The 15,878-nt window shown below is 46.1% G+C and carries 11 protein-coding genes and 1 other RNA gene; 8 read left to right on the top strand and 4 right to left on the bottom strand.

Annotated elements, in window-relative coordinates; genetic code table 11:
* Positions 1 to 43: 43 nt before the first annotated feature.
* Complete coding sequence (locus H6F77_RS06430) at positions 44 to 598, bottom strand: 2'-5' RNA ligase family protein (RefSeq protein WP_190486487.1); 555 nt, start codon at positions 596 to 598, stop codon at positions 44 to 46.
* 67 nt (positions 599 to 665) lie between these two features.
* Between H6F77_RS06430 and H6F77_RS06425 the strand changes: the two genes are divergently transcribed.
* From H6F77_RS06425 to queF, 5 genes are all read left to right on the top strand, one after another.
* Positions 666 to 932, top strand: a complete 267-nt coding sequence (locus tag H6F77_RS06425) for a YciI family protein (protein ID WP_190486485.1) — start codon at positions 666 to 668, stop codon at positions 930 to 932.
* Positions 933 to 1,025: 93 nt separating this feature from the next.
* Positions 1,026 to 1,122, top strand: an RNA gene (gene ffs / locus H6F77_RS06420) — signal recognition particle sRNA small type.
* 204 nt (positions 1,123 to 1,326) lie between these two features.
* Positions 1,327 to 1,701 carry a phasin family protein gene (locus H6F77_RS06415; RefSeq protein WP_190486482.1) on the top strand — a complete coding sequence of 125 codons (375 nt, stop codon included), beginning with the start codon at positions 1,327 to 1,329 and terminating at the stop codon, positions 1,699 to 1,701.
* A gap of 95 nt (positions 1,702 to 1,796) precedes the next feature.
* On the top strand, positions 1,797 to 2,201 hold the full coding sequence (locus H6F77_RS06410) for a hypothetical protein (RefSeq protein WP_190486480.1): 405 nt from the start codon (positions 1,797 to 1,799) through the stop codon (positions 2,199 to 2,201).
* Positions 2,202 to 2,235: 34 nt separating this feature from the next.
* A complete protein-coding gene (queF, locus tag H6F77_RS06405; RefSeq protein ID WP_190486478.1) occupies positions 2,236 to 2,667 on the top strand; it encodes a preQ(1) synthase in 432 nt (143 codons plus the stop codon).
* A 124-nt stretch (positions 2,668 to 2,791) separates the two neighbouring features.
* On the opposite strand, the gene H6F77_RS06400 is transcribed toward queF, so the two are convergent.
* Both H6F77_RS06400 and H6F77_RS06395 read right to left on the bottom strand, forming a co-directional pair.
* Positions 2,792 to 9,049, bottom strand: coding sequence for a PAS domain S-box protein (locus tag H6F77_RS06400; RefSeq protein WP_190486477.1), 6,258 nt, complete (start codon positions 9,047 to 9,049; stop codon positions 2,792 to 2,794).
* 263 nt (positions 9,050 to 9,312) lie between these two features.
* Entirely contained in the window at positions 9,313 to 10,746 is a 1,434-nt protein-coding gene (locus H6F77_RS06395; RefSeq protein WP_190486475.1) for a cytochrome c biogenesis protein, read from the bottom strand.
* Positions 10,747 to 11,042: 296 nt separating this feature from the next.
* Here H6F77_RS06395 and H6F77_RS06390 point away from each other — a divergent pair, with 296 nt between their 5' ends.
* Entirely contained in the window at positions 11,043 to 11,225 is a 183-nt protein-coding gene (locus tag H6F77_RS06390) for a hypothetical protein (protein ID WP_190486473.1), read from the top strand.
* Between the two features lie 395 nt (positions 11,226 to 11,620).
* On the opposite strand, the gene H6F77_RS06385 is transcribed toward H6F77_RS06390, so the two are convergent.
* Positions 11,621 to 11,914, bottom strand: coding sequence for a DUF8820 family protein (locus H6F77_RS06385; RefSeq protein ID WP_190486471.1), 294 nt, complete (start codon positions 11,912 to 11,914; stop codon positions 11,621 to 11,623).
* Between the two features lie 470 nt (positions 11,915 to 12,384).
* Between H6F77_RS06385 and topA the strand changes: the two genes are divergently transcribed.
* Both topA and H6F77_RS06375 read left to right on the top strand, forming a co-directional pair.
* Positions 12,385 to 15,078 (top strand): type I DNA topoisomerase, encoded by a 2,694-nt coding sequence (gene topA, locus H6F77_RS06380; protein WP_190486469.1) that lies wholly within the window; start codon positions 12,385 to 12,387, stop codon positions 15,076 to 15,078.
* A 13-nt stretch (positions 15,079 to 15,091) separates the two neighbouring features.
* Positions 15,092 to 15,721, top strand: a complete 630-nt coding sequence (locus tag H6F77_RS06375) for a LysE family translocator (protein WP_190486467.1) — start codon at positions 15,092 to 15,094, stop codon at positions 15,719 to 15,721.
* Positions 15,722 to 15,878: the final 157 nt, after the last annotated feature.

Here is a 15,878-nt window from a genome sequence, read left to right as displayed (position 1 = left end):
TTGCTAGTAGCTAAATAGCCCGGTAGTGACTATCCGGGCTATTTTATAACAAGAAGGGAAACTCGCTGCCGATGTTCCAGCGCTTGCCATCGTGAATTAGCAGCGTCAGGTTCGACGAGGCAAACTCAAAATGCAACTGTCGATGCTGAAATTCCGGCCATGCTGCCTTAAAGTTCTGCCGCGTCAAGTCTCGAAAAGCGACTGTCATGTGGGGGGCAAAGGGGCGTTGCTTAGAAACAGTATCTACAATTCCTAACTCAGCCTCCATGCATGACATCAACTCTTTTTGTAAAGTTAGCAATTCTGGCGTTTTAAGGACGTTGATGTAGATAACGCGGGGGGCAAAGGCACTAAACCCTGATAACGTGATAGGAATAGGCGATCGCATGGTGGCAAACGCTTTCAGCGATGCTTCTATGACTGGCACTTGCTCCACTAGCCATTCAAAAGGCGGTTGCAGCGTAATATGCGGGGGAGATTTCAGCGCACTTTTACTGGCATAGCGTTCGGCGAAGTGCTGCTTAATGTCCGACACATAATCCTGAATATCTAAGGGTGGCAAGAGTGCGATAAAGAATAGGGCTTTTGCTTTGTCCAAATATTTACGCCTCGGATTAAGTTACTTTAATAAGTTAGCAAGTAATACCTAAGAACTAACAACTAGAATGCCCTGGTTTGTAAAGATTGAAGAAGGCATCGTCGATAAAACCACTTTTGACAAATATGTACCCGCTCACAAAGCCTACGTGCAGGATTTAATAGCCAAGGGGCATCAGGCGCGGACGGGCTATTGGGCGAGGCGGGGAGGTGGAATGATGCTATTTGAGGCGTCATCAAGAGAAGAGGCGCAGGCAATTATTGACCAAGATCCCCTCGTGCAAAATGGCTGCGTTAAATACGAGCTGTATCACTGGTGCGTGGTGGTGGAGTAACGGAGCGCTAGGTAAGAAAGCTGTTTTTAATATAAAAGCAGCTTTTTAAGATTAAATTAGGCAACTGCTGTCAAAGGATGTTATAGTAATGTTGATCCGGACCCATGCGATCGCAACGCCCAAACCTTGTCAGAACCGGAAGGTAGCAGCAATACGGGATGCTTGCGATAGGCGTGGAATCCGGGTCATTTGATAATCCCGCAAATTGCTGTATATCAGCCGGGGAAATCAAAATCCCTATCAGGGATTGAAATAAAAATTATAACCGGGGTTCGGTTCATATCCCGCTATAATGCTGCAAAAAGTTGGTGTCTGTCTTGGGTGAGTGGGCATTTTACAGCTTTGACGCTTATCCTGGAATGAGAAGAAGAATACGCAAATAGAAATAGTTGCCATGCCTGGTTTTGGAGATATTGTCAAAAAAGCGTTTTACCTGGGTGTTGGGATAGCTGCATCGGCAGGCGAGCAAGCGGGGGAAACCATAGGTCAGCTGCGGTCTCAAGCTCAAAAACTCGCAGATGAAATGGTGGCAAAAGGAGAAATGACGACGGAAGAAGCCCGTCGCATGGTTGATGATATGGTGAAGCAGGCTCAACAGCAGCAAAGCGTGGAGGCATCGGGACAGACTCCAACAAATAATGAGCCGCGTCGCATAGAAATCCTTACAGAGGATGAAGAAACCGCAAAGAAACCAGATAAAGATGTGGATGACATGCGGAAACAGGTGGAAGCAATGCAAGAAGAGCTGCGTAGGCTGAGACGAGATTAGAATGCGCGATCGCGAAGTATTGCGATCGCACGTTCCATCTCTGGGGCTGGTTGCTACTCTAATGGATATAGTTGTGTCGATAATAACTGCCAAATATGCAAGATTGGCCTAAAGATTTCTTTGATATGCTCGAATCAGTAGCTTACGAAATCGAGCAGTTCTTTAATGGGGTTGTAGAAATTGCAGACTCCCTTGCCGAACAGTTACAAACTACAATGGGCGAGGAGCTAGACGAGTGTTTGCAAGAACTCTTTGAACCACTAGCTGACATTTATTCCGAATTTGAAGAAGTGATGGGTGAAACGGATACCTCTTTCACCTATACAGTAGAGCCTACTCCAGAAAAACACCCCGCCTGTGTTGGTTGCCATCATTATCACGGTCAGGTTTATGGCGGAAATTTATTAGTCTGCGGTATGCATCCTTACGGCTGGGAAGAAGGAAATTGCCCAGACTGGCAATCGGGATTTCCTAACTCGGACGATTATAATTCCTTCTGAGACTTGTCGCATTCTGCTTAAATATCTAGTCAAGATGAGCTATTCTTCAACAAAATCAAATTCGGATGATACTGGGGCACAAGCAACAGATATAAAATACGGCGAACGCAATATCGCCGAGGGACAGTTAATTACGTTTCCGAATCCCAGAGTAGGACGACGTTACGATATTCACATTACATTGCCAGAGTTTACCTGTAAGTGTCCATTTTCTGGATATCCAGATTTTGCCACGATCCATATTACCTATGTGCCAAACGAACGGGTAGTAGAACTAAAAGCGATCAAGCTTTATATAAATAGCTACCGCGATCGCTACATTTCTCATGAAGAATCAATTAATCAAATTTTGGATGACTTTGTAGCAGCCTGCGACCCCTTAGAAGTCACCATTAAAGGAGATTTTTCCCCTCGCGGTAACGTCCATACCGTTATAGAAGTCCGCCATCAACGCCAAAAGGCTTAATAATATCAAATCCGGTTGAATAACCATAATTAAGGGTGAGAAGAACATTACAAATTCCTTAGCGAGGAATTGAATTTAATCGATTATGGGCAATTAACCGGATTTGATATAAGTACCTACAAATTTATTTAAGGGTAAAGTAGAAAGTTGCCCCCTGTTCAACAGCACTTTCAGCCCAGAGGCGACCGCCATGCCGATTAATAATGCGTTGTACGGTGGCTAGACCAATGCCACTACCTGGAAACTCATTAGGTGAGTGGAGGCGCTGGAAAGCCCCAAAGAGTTTGTTGGCGTAAGCCATATCAAAGCCAGCCCCGTCATCGCTGACGAAAAAGACTGGATAGCCAGCAGGATGGAACCAGATTCCGACTTCAATGCGGGCGGTAGCGTGGTGGGATGTATACTTCCAGGCATTGTTGAGAAGATTTTCTAGAACTATTTGCAATAGCCGTGCATCAGCCTTAGCGATAAGGTCGTCAGGAATTATAAATTCTACTTGTCGGTGCGGGTCGCGGTGCTGGAGGTCGGCGGCGATCGCTCTTGCCATAGTGCTGAGATCGACTTGAGTGCGCTCAAAATGCGTGCGCGTCACTTTAGATAGATCGAGCAAGTCCTCAATCAGTTCTCCCATGCGATGAGTAGAGGATATAACCCTCTGGAGGTAGTTTTTGCCTGTTTCGTTTAGCTGATCGGCGTAGTCTTCTTGCAAAATTTTGCTGAAACCCTCAATGCGGCGCAAAGGGGCGCGTAAGTCGTGGGAAACAGAATAACTAAATGTTTCTAGTTCCTTATTGACAGCTTCCAGTTGAGCAGTGCGATCGCTGAGTTGTTGAAAAAGCGAGGATTGTTTGATGGCGATCGCTACCTGCGTTGATAGTTGGCGCAGCAAATCTATTTCCAACTGCTGCCATTGACGTGAAGAGGAACATTCATGGGCACAGAGAAAGCCCCAGAGTTCGCTTTCTAATAAAATTGGCACAATCAGATTGGCGCGAATCTTGATATTAGCCAGCATATCAACGTAACAAGGGGCTAGCTTCGCCGTGTAAATGTCAGCAATTGCAGTTACGTGTCCCTGTTGATACTTGCGAATATATCCTGCACTATAACAAGGATCTTTTAAAGCGATGCCTAAAAGTGAAGAACAGCCGCTTGCAACAGATTCGACAACAAACTTACCATCAAAGCCAACATCTATTTGATAGATTGCTACCCGTTCGACTTCCAGAAAATCTCGCACCTCTGTGACAGTCTTGTTGAGGATTTCAGTGAGGTTAAGAGACTGACGAACGCGCTGAGCAATTTCGGCAATCAGACGCGATCGCTCGTTCTGCTGTTTTAGTGCATCTTCTGCTTGTCGAGCCGCAGTAACATCGACAATCGCCCCTGTCATCCGCACGGCACGTCCTGTTGCGTCCCGCAAGACCATCCCCTTAGCTATTACATAGCGAATTGTCCAATCAGGCCAGATGATGCGATGCTCGACGTAATAATCTCTACCTTCCTTAAGAGAAAGAGCGATCGCCTGTTCCACGCAGTTGCGATCTTCTGGATGGATGCAGTCTAGATAGGCTGCATAAGTTCCAGCCAAGGAACCTGGATTAACACCAAAGAGAAATTCAATACTATCCGACCACTTCACCTCGTCAGCGATCGCGTTCCAGTCCCAAGTACCCATAAGCGCACAACTTAGAGCCATTTGCAGCCGCGCTTCGCTCTCTTGCAGCGCCGCCTCTGCCTGCTTGCGTTCTGTGATGTCGCGCTGAATTGTTGCCAAGCACATAGGTGCCCCACTTTCGGGATTTCGCACAATAAATAAGCTCATTTGTACGTCGATGAGTCTTCCCGTTTTAAAGTGGCGAAGCTGACTTTCACCATCCCAATAACCAGTTTGCAGAGCTGCGGGAATAATAACATCGCGATATTGCAACCAAGTTTCTGGCAATAAATAGTCAGAGATTGAACTTGCCAGAACCTCTTCAACGCTATCGAGGCCAACGAGTTGTCGCCCTGCTTCATTAAGATAAAATGGTTCTCCTTCAAACGTAGCCATAGCAATGAAATCAGCGCTGTTTTCGACCAGAGAAACCAACTTTTGGCGTTCCTCTTCAGCTTGCTTGCGTTGCGTAGCCGCCGCCACTGCATCGCTGATGTCTTGCATCTGAGAAATGAAGTAAAGAGGTTTGCCCTCAGAGTTCTTTACTAAAGAGACACTCAACAGCACCCATACAATGCGACCAAGCTTGTGGATGTATCGCTTCTCCATTTGGTAAGTGCGAATTTCACCCGCCAGCAATTTGTCTTTACAGTCAAGATTGTTATCTAGATCTTCTGGATGAGTGAGTTCCTGGAAATTCTTCTTTAGCAATTCGGCTTCTGAATAACCCAAAATTTCGGATACCGAACGATTAACCTGCAACCAAGCACCATCGATTCCCACCAGTGCCATGCCGATTGGCGTATGCTCAAATGCGCTTCTAAAACGTTCCTGACTTTCTTGTAGAGAGGCGATTAAACTGGTTTTTTCCTCCTCAACTTGCTTGCGATCGCTAATGTCGGTAATTGTCCCCACGTAGCCTATAACTTCTCCGTCGTTCCCCTTTTCAGCGGCTACCTGAGCAAGTACCCACGTCTGTACTCCGTCTGGGCGCAACAAGCGATACTCTGACTGAAACAGCAAATTATCCTTCTTTGCTTGTTCCCATAGGACAAATACGCGATCGCGATCGTCGGGATGTAACGCTTGTCCCCAGCCGCCTCCCAAGACTTGTTCGGGTGTCCTTCCTGCAATCTCGCAGGCTCGTTCGTTGGCGTATAAAGTCTGTCCCCTCACATCTGAGCGGAATATACCCACTGGCGATACTCTTGCCAAAGTTTGATAACGTTGCTCGCTCTCCCACCGCGCTTCTTCTGCCTGCTTGCGCGGGGTGATGTCGAGAACCACGCCGTCTGCAACTACATCGCCCTTGTCTGTTCGGTAATAACGGGCACTATCTTGCACCCACTTTAATTGCCCTGATGTTGTGATAATGCGGTATTCATGGCGGAAAGGCTCAAGAGTCTCAACTGATGCTGAAGTAAGTTGAACGAACTGCTCTTTGTCATCAGAATGGATAATTGTATGCAATAGCGAGGGATCGGCCATCGCCTCCTTGGGAGCTATTCCAGTAAGTTCCTGCGTGCCTGCGCTGAGGAATGGTAATTCAATATTTCCGTTATCCTTTATAGCTAGGCGATACACCGAGCCTGGAATATTGGCAGCGATGTCTTCGACGAGTTTTGCTAAAGCAGACAACCGCTCCTCTGATTCTCGCAATGCTTGAAGAGCGTGCTTGCGAACAGTGATGTCTTGCACGCCGCCAATCATACCAACAAGTCGAGAGCTAGATGCATCCCACTCCGGTTGGGCGCGATCGATAAGCCAGCGTATTTCACCATCTTTTCTCACAATTCGGTATTCACCCACAAATGGCTGATTGGAGGAGATGGCTTCGCCGAATACTTTACCAATTTCCAAATCATCGGGGTGAATCACCCGCATCCAACCACCGAGGGTATTTATCTCCTCTAAGCTGTAGCCTGTAATGCGGTTGAATGCTTCTGTCACCCATTCAACCGCCAGTTGTCCATTGGGGTCAATCCTGACAGCATATACATAGTCAGAGGTGAGTTCAGAAATAGCACGATAGCGCCTTTCGCTTTGATGGAGTGCTTTTTGGATGCGTTCGCGTTCGGCAATCTGGTTTCCTAGTTGCGCGATCGCGCTACCTAATTCACTCGTTCGCTGCTCTACTGCAATCTCTAAGGCATCATAAGCTTTTTGCAGTCCTGCTTGGGCGGCTTTGCGCTCGGTAATGTCTTGGGCAAGACCGCAGACGCGGTAAGGTTGATTAAATTCGTCGCAAATGATAAAGCTGCGATCCCAAATCCAACGTATCGCTCCGTCAGGCAGCACGATGCGATACTCTAGTTCGCAATCCTCTCCCCGCTGTTTTTGGGCGTAGAAAGCGATCGCCCGATCTCGATCTTCTGGATGCAGGGCATCCATAAATGAAGTGGGCTGCTTGTATAAACTTTCGCAGGTGCTACCCCAAATTTCTTCATAGGCAGGACTGACGTAAATTATCTTAGGCTTCCTCAGATCCGACAGATAAAACACTTCATGAATGTTCTCTGCCAACTGTCGGAACCGCTCCTCGCTCTCGCGCAATGCCTCTTCTGCTTGCTTGCGGGGGCTGATATCGCGGCATACATAAAGAAAGCCATCAGGGTTAGCATTACTATCCTTAAGTATGCTAATTGTTGATTCTATATAAATTTCTTCACTATCCCTAGTAGCAATCTTTTCTCCCTTCCACAAACCTGTTGCTACCAAAGATTCACTTGCCGCCCGTTCATCTTCTGGTTTAACCCAGCGATAGTTAGCTACTTCATCTATAGGCTGTCCTAGTGCTTCATCTATTTTTAGATTATATAAAAATTCCGCTCCCTGATTCCAATAAGTGATGCGATCGCAGTTATCTACGGCAATAACAGCATCCTTCACTTGAGCCAAAATATTCGCTTGAAATTCAATTTTTTCTTCAGCAGCTTTGCGCTCTAATTCTGCTCCCGCCTTTGTTGCAAAAATGCTCATTATCGAAATTACACTAGGCGATTCTGCCATTTCTTTATCATCCATCACCAGCAAAATCCCAAGTTTGCTGCCTTGCGAATCAAAAATTGGAATTCCCAGATAGCTCTCCACTTCCATATCAGCTAGCAGAGAATCGAACGGGAAAAGACTCTGCACGCCGCAAGGGTAGAAGCGTAGAGCCTGACCTACAACATTTTCACAAGGAGTACCCGCGAGATCGTATTCAAAGTTTTCGCCATACTCGTCACCCGCCCACACTGCAAGAGTCTGTATTTTATTACCCGTTTTGTCTATCGCTTTACCAATTAGGGCATAGCGAACTTTAAGTGCAAGAGCCAGATAACGTACCAACTCATAAAAGAATCCATTGCCAGTTACCGATGCAGTTCCTCGGACAACTAATTGCAATGCTTGCTCTGCCTGCTTGCGTTCTGTAATGTCTATACTCACGCCAACAAATGCTGTCGGTTTACCCTGGGTGTCTTTTATTACTGCATCCACCACTTGAGCCGTGAATGTGCTGCCATCTTTACGACTTACAACAAATTCACCTTCCCAATATAGACTTTTATTCAAACCCGCAATAATTTCCTGAGCTTCTTCTTGGCTGTTGGGCGGAACTGCGATCGCATAAATACTTTTTCCAATTACTTCTTCTGATTTCCATTGGTATAATTTTTCGGCGAACTTATTCCAATAGATAATCTTTCCCTCTACATCCGTAGCAATTACAGCATTACGAACTTGATCTAGTATTGACGCTTGAAAAATAACTTTTTCTTCTGTTTTCTTGCGGCTGCTGATATTTCTTACATAAATAATAAGCATTTCAATACCGCACATCGTTAGCCGTTTTACTCTGACTTCAGATGGAAAAATTGTGCCATCTTTATTTTTACTAATTCCTTCTATAAAAATACACCCTTCCGTTAACCTTTCTGCGATTAAAGCCTTTACTTGATTAGCGGTATCTTCTGTAAATAAATCTTTTAAACTTAGCCCAACTAATTCTTCTTGTTTATAACCAAATACTTCACACGCTGAAGTGTTACCGTCAAGCACAAAACCATCTAAAGTTTGCAAAAAAATTGCATCAGCGGATGCTTCAAACAGCGTTCGATATTTTTCTTCGCTAGACCGCAATGCCCGCTCTGCCCATAGGCGATTCGTAATATCAGTGGCAAGAACTAATCTGGCAGCTCTACCTGCAAATGTTAAGGTATGAAATACGATTTCTACGTCAATAATGCTGCCGTCTTTTTTCTGATGTTTCCAGATGCCTGGTATATTAACGCCAGGAGAACTTACAGATATAACGTCCAACAGAAGGGAGACATCATCGGGAGGACGAATGTCTAGAATTGTCCGCCTCAAAAATTCTTCTCGCGAATAGCCGTAATGATTAATAGCGGCATCGTTAACGGCCAAAAATTCTAAGGTGTTTTGGTCATAAACCCACATGGGATGTGGGTTGTTTTCAAATAGAAAGCGGTACTCGCTTTCTGAGTTTATCTGTAATAGCTCTTTATTGTGCCGATTTCCCCAGATCTGCCACAATAAAAAGCCAAAAGCCAGCGACATAATTAAAATAAAAGCAAAAAATTCTACAATTTGCGATTCCTGACGTTCGCACGCCAGCTTGCTAATTATCTCTGATAACTTAAAAGTTGCCATCGTAAATCCCAACATGGCAACAGCCGCGATCGCAATCAACTCGACCAGGACTCTCTTTTTGATGTTACTCATCAATTTGCCGCCTGCTTGTGGTAAAATACTAGAATTAAATAATTATTAATTAAATAAACAAATAAATAGGTAATATTTAGTAAGTATAACTGGGAAATAAAATTTCTTAGAATAAGATTGGCAACAATGTATTTAAATTTATAGGTAGATGTATGCGCGCTCGCGGATACCGCAATCTTCATACTTTTGAACGGCTTCTAGAGACGTTGCATAGAACGCCTCTAGGTTAAATATTATAAAAGGCGATCGCCTTTTAAATCATCTTAGCTAGCTACGGTTTCAGTTGTAACAACGGGCAGCTCTTTGGGTGATGCCGCCAGTTGATCCAAAATTTCCATAACTTCTCGCTCAAAAGCTACCTGAGCGCGATTAGTCCTTCCACCCACATAAAAAGGATACGTTACTAACTCCTTCCCAGAACCAACAGAAGTACCTTTTTCTAATGCCCAAATTTGCGAGTGGGAAACATAGCTCATAACCACGCCCAACATCAACAAACCGAAGCCTGCATAAACAAGTGGAATACCGGGATCTGCTTTAATTTGCAACCCAGTGCTGCCTACAACATCAGCAATAGTTAACTTTACCCCATTTACATCTAGTGACATTCCAGCACGGATAGTATTAATCAATTTGCCGCTGGCATCATAAAGCAGCAGCGTTCCTTGTAAATCTCTAGCTAAAAGAGAAACGCCCTCGCTCAAATCCGGTTTAGTAGGAATCCAAGTTCCCCAAATTCGCCCCTTGCCGTTGGTATCTAACGGCGACATTGGCAGCTGCAAAATAGGGCTGTTATTAAACTTCAATCGGATAGCGGAAATACCCCAATCAGTCTGATATAAAGTTACTCCATTGTGACGCAGCGGTTCATTAACGTGAATCGTCTTGCGGTCAATTTCTGTCCCTTGGTTGTCCACGACAGAAAGATCGGAATAAAACTGGTCAATAGCACCATTAGGAGTATAGTCAATCCAAAAGCGATTCACTCGCACTGCCCAATCTTTGAGGACTTCCGCTTTTGCCCAAGGTCCAGCATCGAAAATATTTTTAATCTGAAAAGTTTCGCCACTAGCAACCATTTCTTGAGCAACAAAGCCTGTCATCGAGCCTAAAATAGCGCCCAAAAGAATGATTAACATACTCGCATGGACGACAATCGGGCCAATGCGTCCGACTATGCCTTTACGAGCGTAGAGCGTATTCCCTTCAGTAAAAACTTTGTAGCGCCGCTGTTGCAACAATGTAGCTAAAGAATTCAAAGAGCCAGTTTCTAATTCAGCGCTTAAAGCTAACTTTTGAAACTGGCGCGGTTTGTCGTAAAATTTCCAGCGACGGGCAGCTTTTAAAGCAGGAAATTGGCGCGTAAAAGTACAAGCTGTTAAACTGCTGCCAAACAAAATGAGTATGGCTAAAAACCACCAAGTCCGATAAACGTGGTCTAAGCCAAGCGTTAAGAGAACTTTCCAGGTGAGGAAACCAAACAAAGCTGGGTTTTCTGGATAGTTGGATTGGTAAAATGCCAGGGATTGCCCCTGCTCAATGACAGTGCCAGAAACGCTAAAGACCGCGATCGCTAAAAGCAAGAAAATCGCCAGCCGCAAATCTGCTAAGAGGGGCAACAACTCCCGTTTGAAGAACTTTTGCGGAGCTGACCCCCAGCTTGATAAATTTGATAAAAACGAGTCGTTCACAGCCATTGTATGATTTTCAAGATAGCAGGCAGGTAAGCCCTGATTAGACAATTTATATCAAATCCAGTAGCTTACCCATACTGCGTACAGAATTTATTACGGGCAATCAACTGGATTTGACATTGCTGGTGGCTAGTACGCTCGCATCGCACCATCTGGGCGAAGGGTACAAAATATTCCTTAAAATAGAATGCCAGCTATTCGCCTTTACACTTTAGTGTAAATCTGGCTGGCAAGCTTGTGGGGCGATCGCCCGCAAAAAATCTCTGCGATCGCTCCCAATTCCCATAGCGACTGGTCAGTTGCTCGTCATTCACGAAGAGGTTGATAGGGCGATCGCATACGCTACAGCTATTTTCTCTCGGCAACAACAACCCCTAATGCTTGACTATCGCCTGAAAGATTTCCCCGCTTTTAGCCCGATGATGGCAATTCAATACCGCTCTACTTTAATCAAAGTTACTAGCCTCAATTACTCAGATTAATGTTTTTATGAAATTATAATTTAATTATCTTCAACATATAGGTACTAATTCATATATTTTCTTTTAAAATAAAATTATAATTAATTGGCTAACTTAATTGACAAATTATTAATTATTTATTACATCATTTAGGTTATAAATTTTTTAGAAAATCATAGCGTACCGCACTCTATGAATTATTGTTGCTGCGGAGCTTTTGAGTGTTACAAAATGTTTCACGGCAGCATAAGGCCTATAAAAAAATTGTTCTTCAAATGCGTTAGTTGCCTATGATGCCTTGACGGCTTCAGAGATTTTTTGAAGCTCGATTGGCGCGGTGGAAAGCGCGTTAGCCAAGGGGCGGGGGATCGCGATCGCTCTCCCCTTTTCCGGGATTATCAATAACCTTTTTCACCCTAGTCAGCAACGTATCTCCAAGAATTAGGCTCGTATTCGCGCTGAATTCTCACCATCCAACTGCCTTGAGGAATTTTAATTGCCTTATGCTCCTCATGGGTTAAAGTTGCCTCCGGGGAAAGTACCCGCAAATATAAGATTCCTTTCTCTTCGCGCAATTCCGCCTGTCCGTCGCTGATGCGGTGTGCGTGTCCAGTCACCTCGCCTTCTGCTAAGGTCAGGTGAGGTAGCGTTTTTCCCTCGACTTGCTCCGCAGGCAGTAAAATTACGTCGCCTTGTCGAATCGGTTGCATAAATTATTCTCCTGAAATATTTTTGTCTCAGGCGTCGCACAACACTATGCTTGCGGGATGGACTGCTGCCACCAATAAGAGTTAAGGCGTGCGATCGCTGCCCACATCTCCAAAATAATCTAGATCTCTGCTAGCGTCAGCTACGGTTCGACAGCCTTACCCATCAGCAGTAAGTTAGAAATTGAGATAGCTTGACATTAAGGCTAGCGATCTTGGTCTTGCTAACCTCACCCCCGCACTATGGCAAAAGTCCCCAAATCTGTTGCAACTGGCCGAATGGCTTGCCTTATATGCGGCTTGAGCTAGCTTCGGGTATTAGCGGCGCTAATGCACCGCTACCTAGAGCGAAATTCATTTCGAGTCGGCATACCATCGCTAGATCCGTGAAGCTACTCGTTCGCACCTCTTGACATTTGGCATAAATTATTTAAATTAGACTGTTCAGCCCAGCTGCTACTTAACAAGCCCCCATGACAACCCTCGTTATCGTCGAATCACCCACTAAAGCACGTACCATTCGTAACTTCCTGCCCTCCAGCTACATCGTTGAGGCGTCGATGGGTCATGTGCGCGACCTTCCCCAATCTTCTAGCGAAATTCCCGAAGCCTATAAAGGGGAAAAATGGGCGCAGCTGGGCGTCAATGTGGAAGCTAACTTTGAACCTTTGTATATCGTCCCCAAGGACAAAAAGAAAACTGTCACCCAGCTAAAAAATGCTCTAAAAGAAGCCGACGAATTAGTTCTGGCAACTGACGAAGACCGCGAAGGCGAAAGTATATCGTGGCATTTGCTCCAGCTGCTAAAGCCCAAGGTGCCCATCAAGCGCATGGTATTCCACGAAATCACGCGAGAAGCCATCCGCGACGCTCTGAAAAACTGCCGCAATATTGATGAGCAGGTTGTACGCGCTCAGGAGACGCGGCGCATTCTCGACCGCCTTGTGGGTTACACGCTTTCGCCCCTGCTGTGGAAAAAAATCTCCTATGGCTTATCAGCAGGGCGAGTTCAGTCTGTAGCGGTGCGGCTGTTGGTACAAAGGGAACGTGCGCGGCGTGCTTTCCGCAAGGGTAGTTACTGGGATCTCAAAGCAACTTTAGACAAAGACAAGACGCCATTTGAAGCAAAACTTGTCACCCTCAGAGGAACTAAGGTAGCAACGGGCAGCGATTTTGATGAAGCTACGGGGCAAATTACTGCTGGTCGGAACGTGATTTTGCTGAGTGAAGCTGAAGCTAGAAGCTTAGAAGCGCGACTGGCTGGTAAAACTTGGACCGTGGCAGATTTAGAGCGACGCCCCGTTACTCGCAAACCTTTACCGCCGTTTACGACTTCGACACTGCAACAGGAATCTAACCGGAAACTGGGCTTATCGGCGCGTGACACAATGCGGACTGCTCAGAGTTTGTACGAGCAGGGATATATTACCTATATGCGGACGGATTCCGTACACTTATCGCAACAAGCGATCGCAGCCGCCCGCAGTTGTGTCGAGCAAATGTACGGCCCCCAATACCTCAGCCCCCAACCCCGCCAGTACACCACCAAGAGCAAAGGCGCTCAAGAAGCCCACGAAGCCATCCGCCCCGCTGGAAACACCTTCCGCACTCCCCAAGAAACAGGCTTAAGCGGTCGCGAATTTTCACTATATGACTTGATTTGGAAGCGCACTGTCGCTACCCAAATGGCGGACTCCCAGCAAACTCAAATTACAGTACAGTTGCAAGTCGAAGATGCGGGTTTCCGTGCTAGCGGCAAACGTATCGACTTTGACGGCTTCTTACGCGCATACGTCGAAGGTTCAGACGATCCAGATGCCGCACTTGAAAACATGGAAGTAATCCTACCTCCGCTCGAAGTGGGCGACAAGCCACGCTGCAAAGCCCTAGATTCCATCGGTCACGAAACTCAGCCACCAGCCCGATACACCGAAGCTTCCCTGGTAAAAACCCTCGAAAGTGAAGGAATCGGTCGTCCCAGCACCTACGCCAGCATCATAGGTACTATCATCGATCGCGGCTATGCTCAGATGAATGGTAACGCCCTCGTTCCCACTTTCACCGCCTTCGCCGTCACAGGTCTGCTTGAAGAACACTTTCCCGATTTGGTAGATACCAGCTTCACATCCAAGATGGAACAGACCCTAGACGATATCTCTATGGGCGAAGCACAATGGCTGCCATATCTGAAAAAGTTTTATTTGGGAGATAAAGGGCTGGCAACGCAAGTTAAGGAAAGGGAAAGCGAGATAGATGCCACAGCAGCCCGCACCATAGAACTGGACGATTTAGGTGGAGCTAAAGTCCGCATCGGTCAATACGGCCCCTACGTCGAAGCTGAAAACGAATCCGGGCCAGTAAAAGCCTCAATCCCCAAAGATCTTACCCCCTCAGACCTTAACGTTGAGCTAGTTGAGACCCTTCTACAGCAGAAAACAGAAGGCCCGGAAAAACTTGGCTTGCATCCAGAAACCGGAGAACCAGTTTATGTTCTGATCGGCACTTACGGCCCCTATGTCCAATTAGGCGATACCACTGAGGAGAATAAAAAACCCAAACGTGCCTCTCTACCCAAGGGTGTCACCCCAGAAAATGTGACCCTGGATATGGCAGTTGGCCTGTTAGCGCTACCCCGTCTTTTGGGAGTCCACCCGGAAACTGGCAGTAAAGTCCAAGCAGGATTGGGACGGTTTGGCCCCTACGTTGTCCACGACCAGGGTAAAGAAGGGAAAGAGTTCCGCTCCCTTAAAACTGGCGATGATGTATTAACCGTTGGGTTGGAACGTGCGCTAGAGTTATTGGCACAGCCCAAGACCGGACGCGGCGGAAGCGCACGCAAGTCCAAGGCAGCTTTACGGGAATTGGGCGCTCACCCTGCTGATGGAGAGCCAGTGAATATCTACGATGGCCCTTATGGCCCTTATGTGAAGCATGGCAAAACCAATGCTTCACTGCCAGAAGGTGAAACTGTGGAAAGCATGACAATAGAAACCGCCCTGCAAGCGTTAGCTGCTAAGGGAGGAACTACTGCGAAATCAACGGGGAAATCGAGCAAATCAGCTGCATCGAATAAGAGTAAGGCAGCGGGAACTTCTTCAACAACTAAGAAGACGGCTGCTAAAAAGACAACAACGACTTCAACTCGTGCCAAGAAAAAAACTTCCTAGCTAGCTTAGATCCATGACAATTGGTTTAATAAGTTTTTTGCTCGGAGGGCTGCTAATCGGCTTCTCAATCGCTGTACCAGTTGGCCCAGTTGGCGTGCTTTGCATTCGCCGTACTTTGGCTGGAGGGCAGGCATTTGGCTTTGCTTCTGGTTTGGGTGCGGCTACTGCGGATGCAATTTATGGCGCTATTGCCGGATTTGGCCTAACTTTCATTTCTACTTTTTTGCTCCGCGAACAAGTCTGGCTTCACTTTATTGGGGGTGGGATTCTTTGTATTCTAGGGCTGAAGATATTTTTATCCCAACAAGCGGAGGAATTAGCGGAGGGGAAAGAAAATAATCTTGTTGGTGCTTATGCATCAACGTTTTTCCTTACACTGGCTAGTCCCGTGACTATTTTCTCGTATGCGGCTGTGTTTGCTAGTTTTGGATTTGCAGACGCAGGCGATCGCGACTATATTTCAACTGCAATGTTGGCTGTGGGCGTTTTCTTCGGTTCAAGTTTATGGTGGCTAATTCTTAGTTCTGGTGTGGATGTACTTCGGACTAAGGTAAGCGCTGAGGTGTTGCAGCTTGTGAATAAAGTCTCTGGTGCTATTATTACTGGGTTTGGTTGTTTAGCTATCCTCAGCGGTCGAGTTTGAATTTTTTGAGGTAAAGACTCAAAACTCGTTCCCAGGAGGCCTCCCAATACTTCTCGGTTAAGCTCTAAGCAGTGTTGAGAATGGAGAAGTTAAGATGTTCACATTGAGTTCCAGTTCCCCTATGAAATGGCTTTTTAGACGGGAACTTTGAGCGAGA

It is taken from the genome of Microcoleus sp. FACHB-831 (assembly GCF_014695585.1).
Lineage (GTDB): Bacteria > Cyanobacteriota > Cyanobacteriia > Cyanobacteriales > FACHB-T130 > FACHB-831.
This window is presented reverse-complemented; position numbering and strand designations above follow the sequence as displayed.

Bases quoted from the DNA above. Each gene is read 5' to 3' on its own strand.
- H6F77_RS06415 (WP_190486482.1), top strand. From the start codon at position 1,327: ATGCCTGGTTTTGGAGATATTGTCAAAAAAGCGTTTTACCTGGGTGTT.
- H6F77_RS06395 (WP_190486475.1), bottom strand. From the start codon at position 10,746: ATGGCTGTGAACGACTCGTTTTTATCAAATTTATCAAGCTGGGGGTCA.
- H6F77_RS06410 (WP_190486480.1), top strand. From the start codon at position 1,797: ATGCAAGATTGGCCTAAAGATTTCTTTGATATGCTCGAATCAGTAGCT.
- H6F77_RS06425 (WP_190486485.1), top strand. From the start codon at position 666: ATGCCCTGGTTTGTAAAGATTGAAGAAGGCATCGTCGATAAAACCACT.
- topA (WP_190486469.1), top strand. From the start codon at position 12,385: ATGACAACCCTCGTTATCGTCGAATCACCCACTAAAGCACGTACCATT.
- H6F77_RS06400 (WP_190486477.1), bottom strand. From the start codon at position 9,049: ATGAGTAACATCAAAAAGAGAGTCCTGGTCGAGTTGATTGCGATCGCG.
- queF (WP_190486478.1), top strand. From the start codon at position 2,236: ATGAGCTATTCTTCAACAAAATCAAATTCGGATGATACTGGGGCACAA.
- H6F77_RS06385 (WP_190486471.1), bottom strand. From the start codon at position 11,914: ATGCAACCGATTCGACAAGGCGACGTAATTTTACTGCCTGCGGAGCAA.
- H6F77_RS06375 (WP_190486467.1), top strand. From the start codon at position 15,092: ATGACAATTGGTTTAATAAGTTTTTTGCTCGGAGGGCTGCTAATCGGC.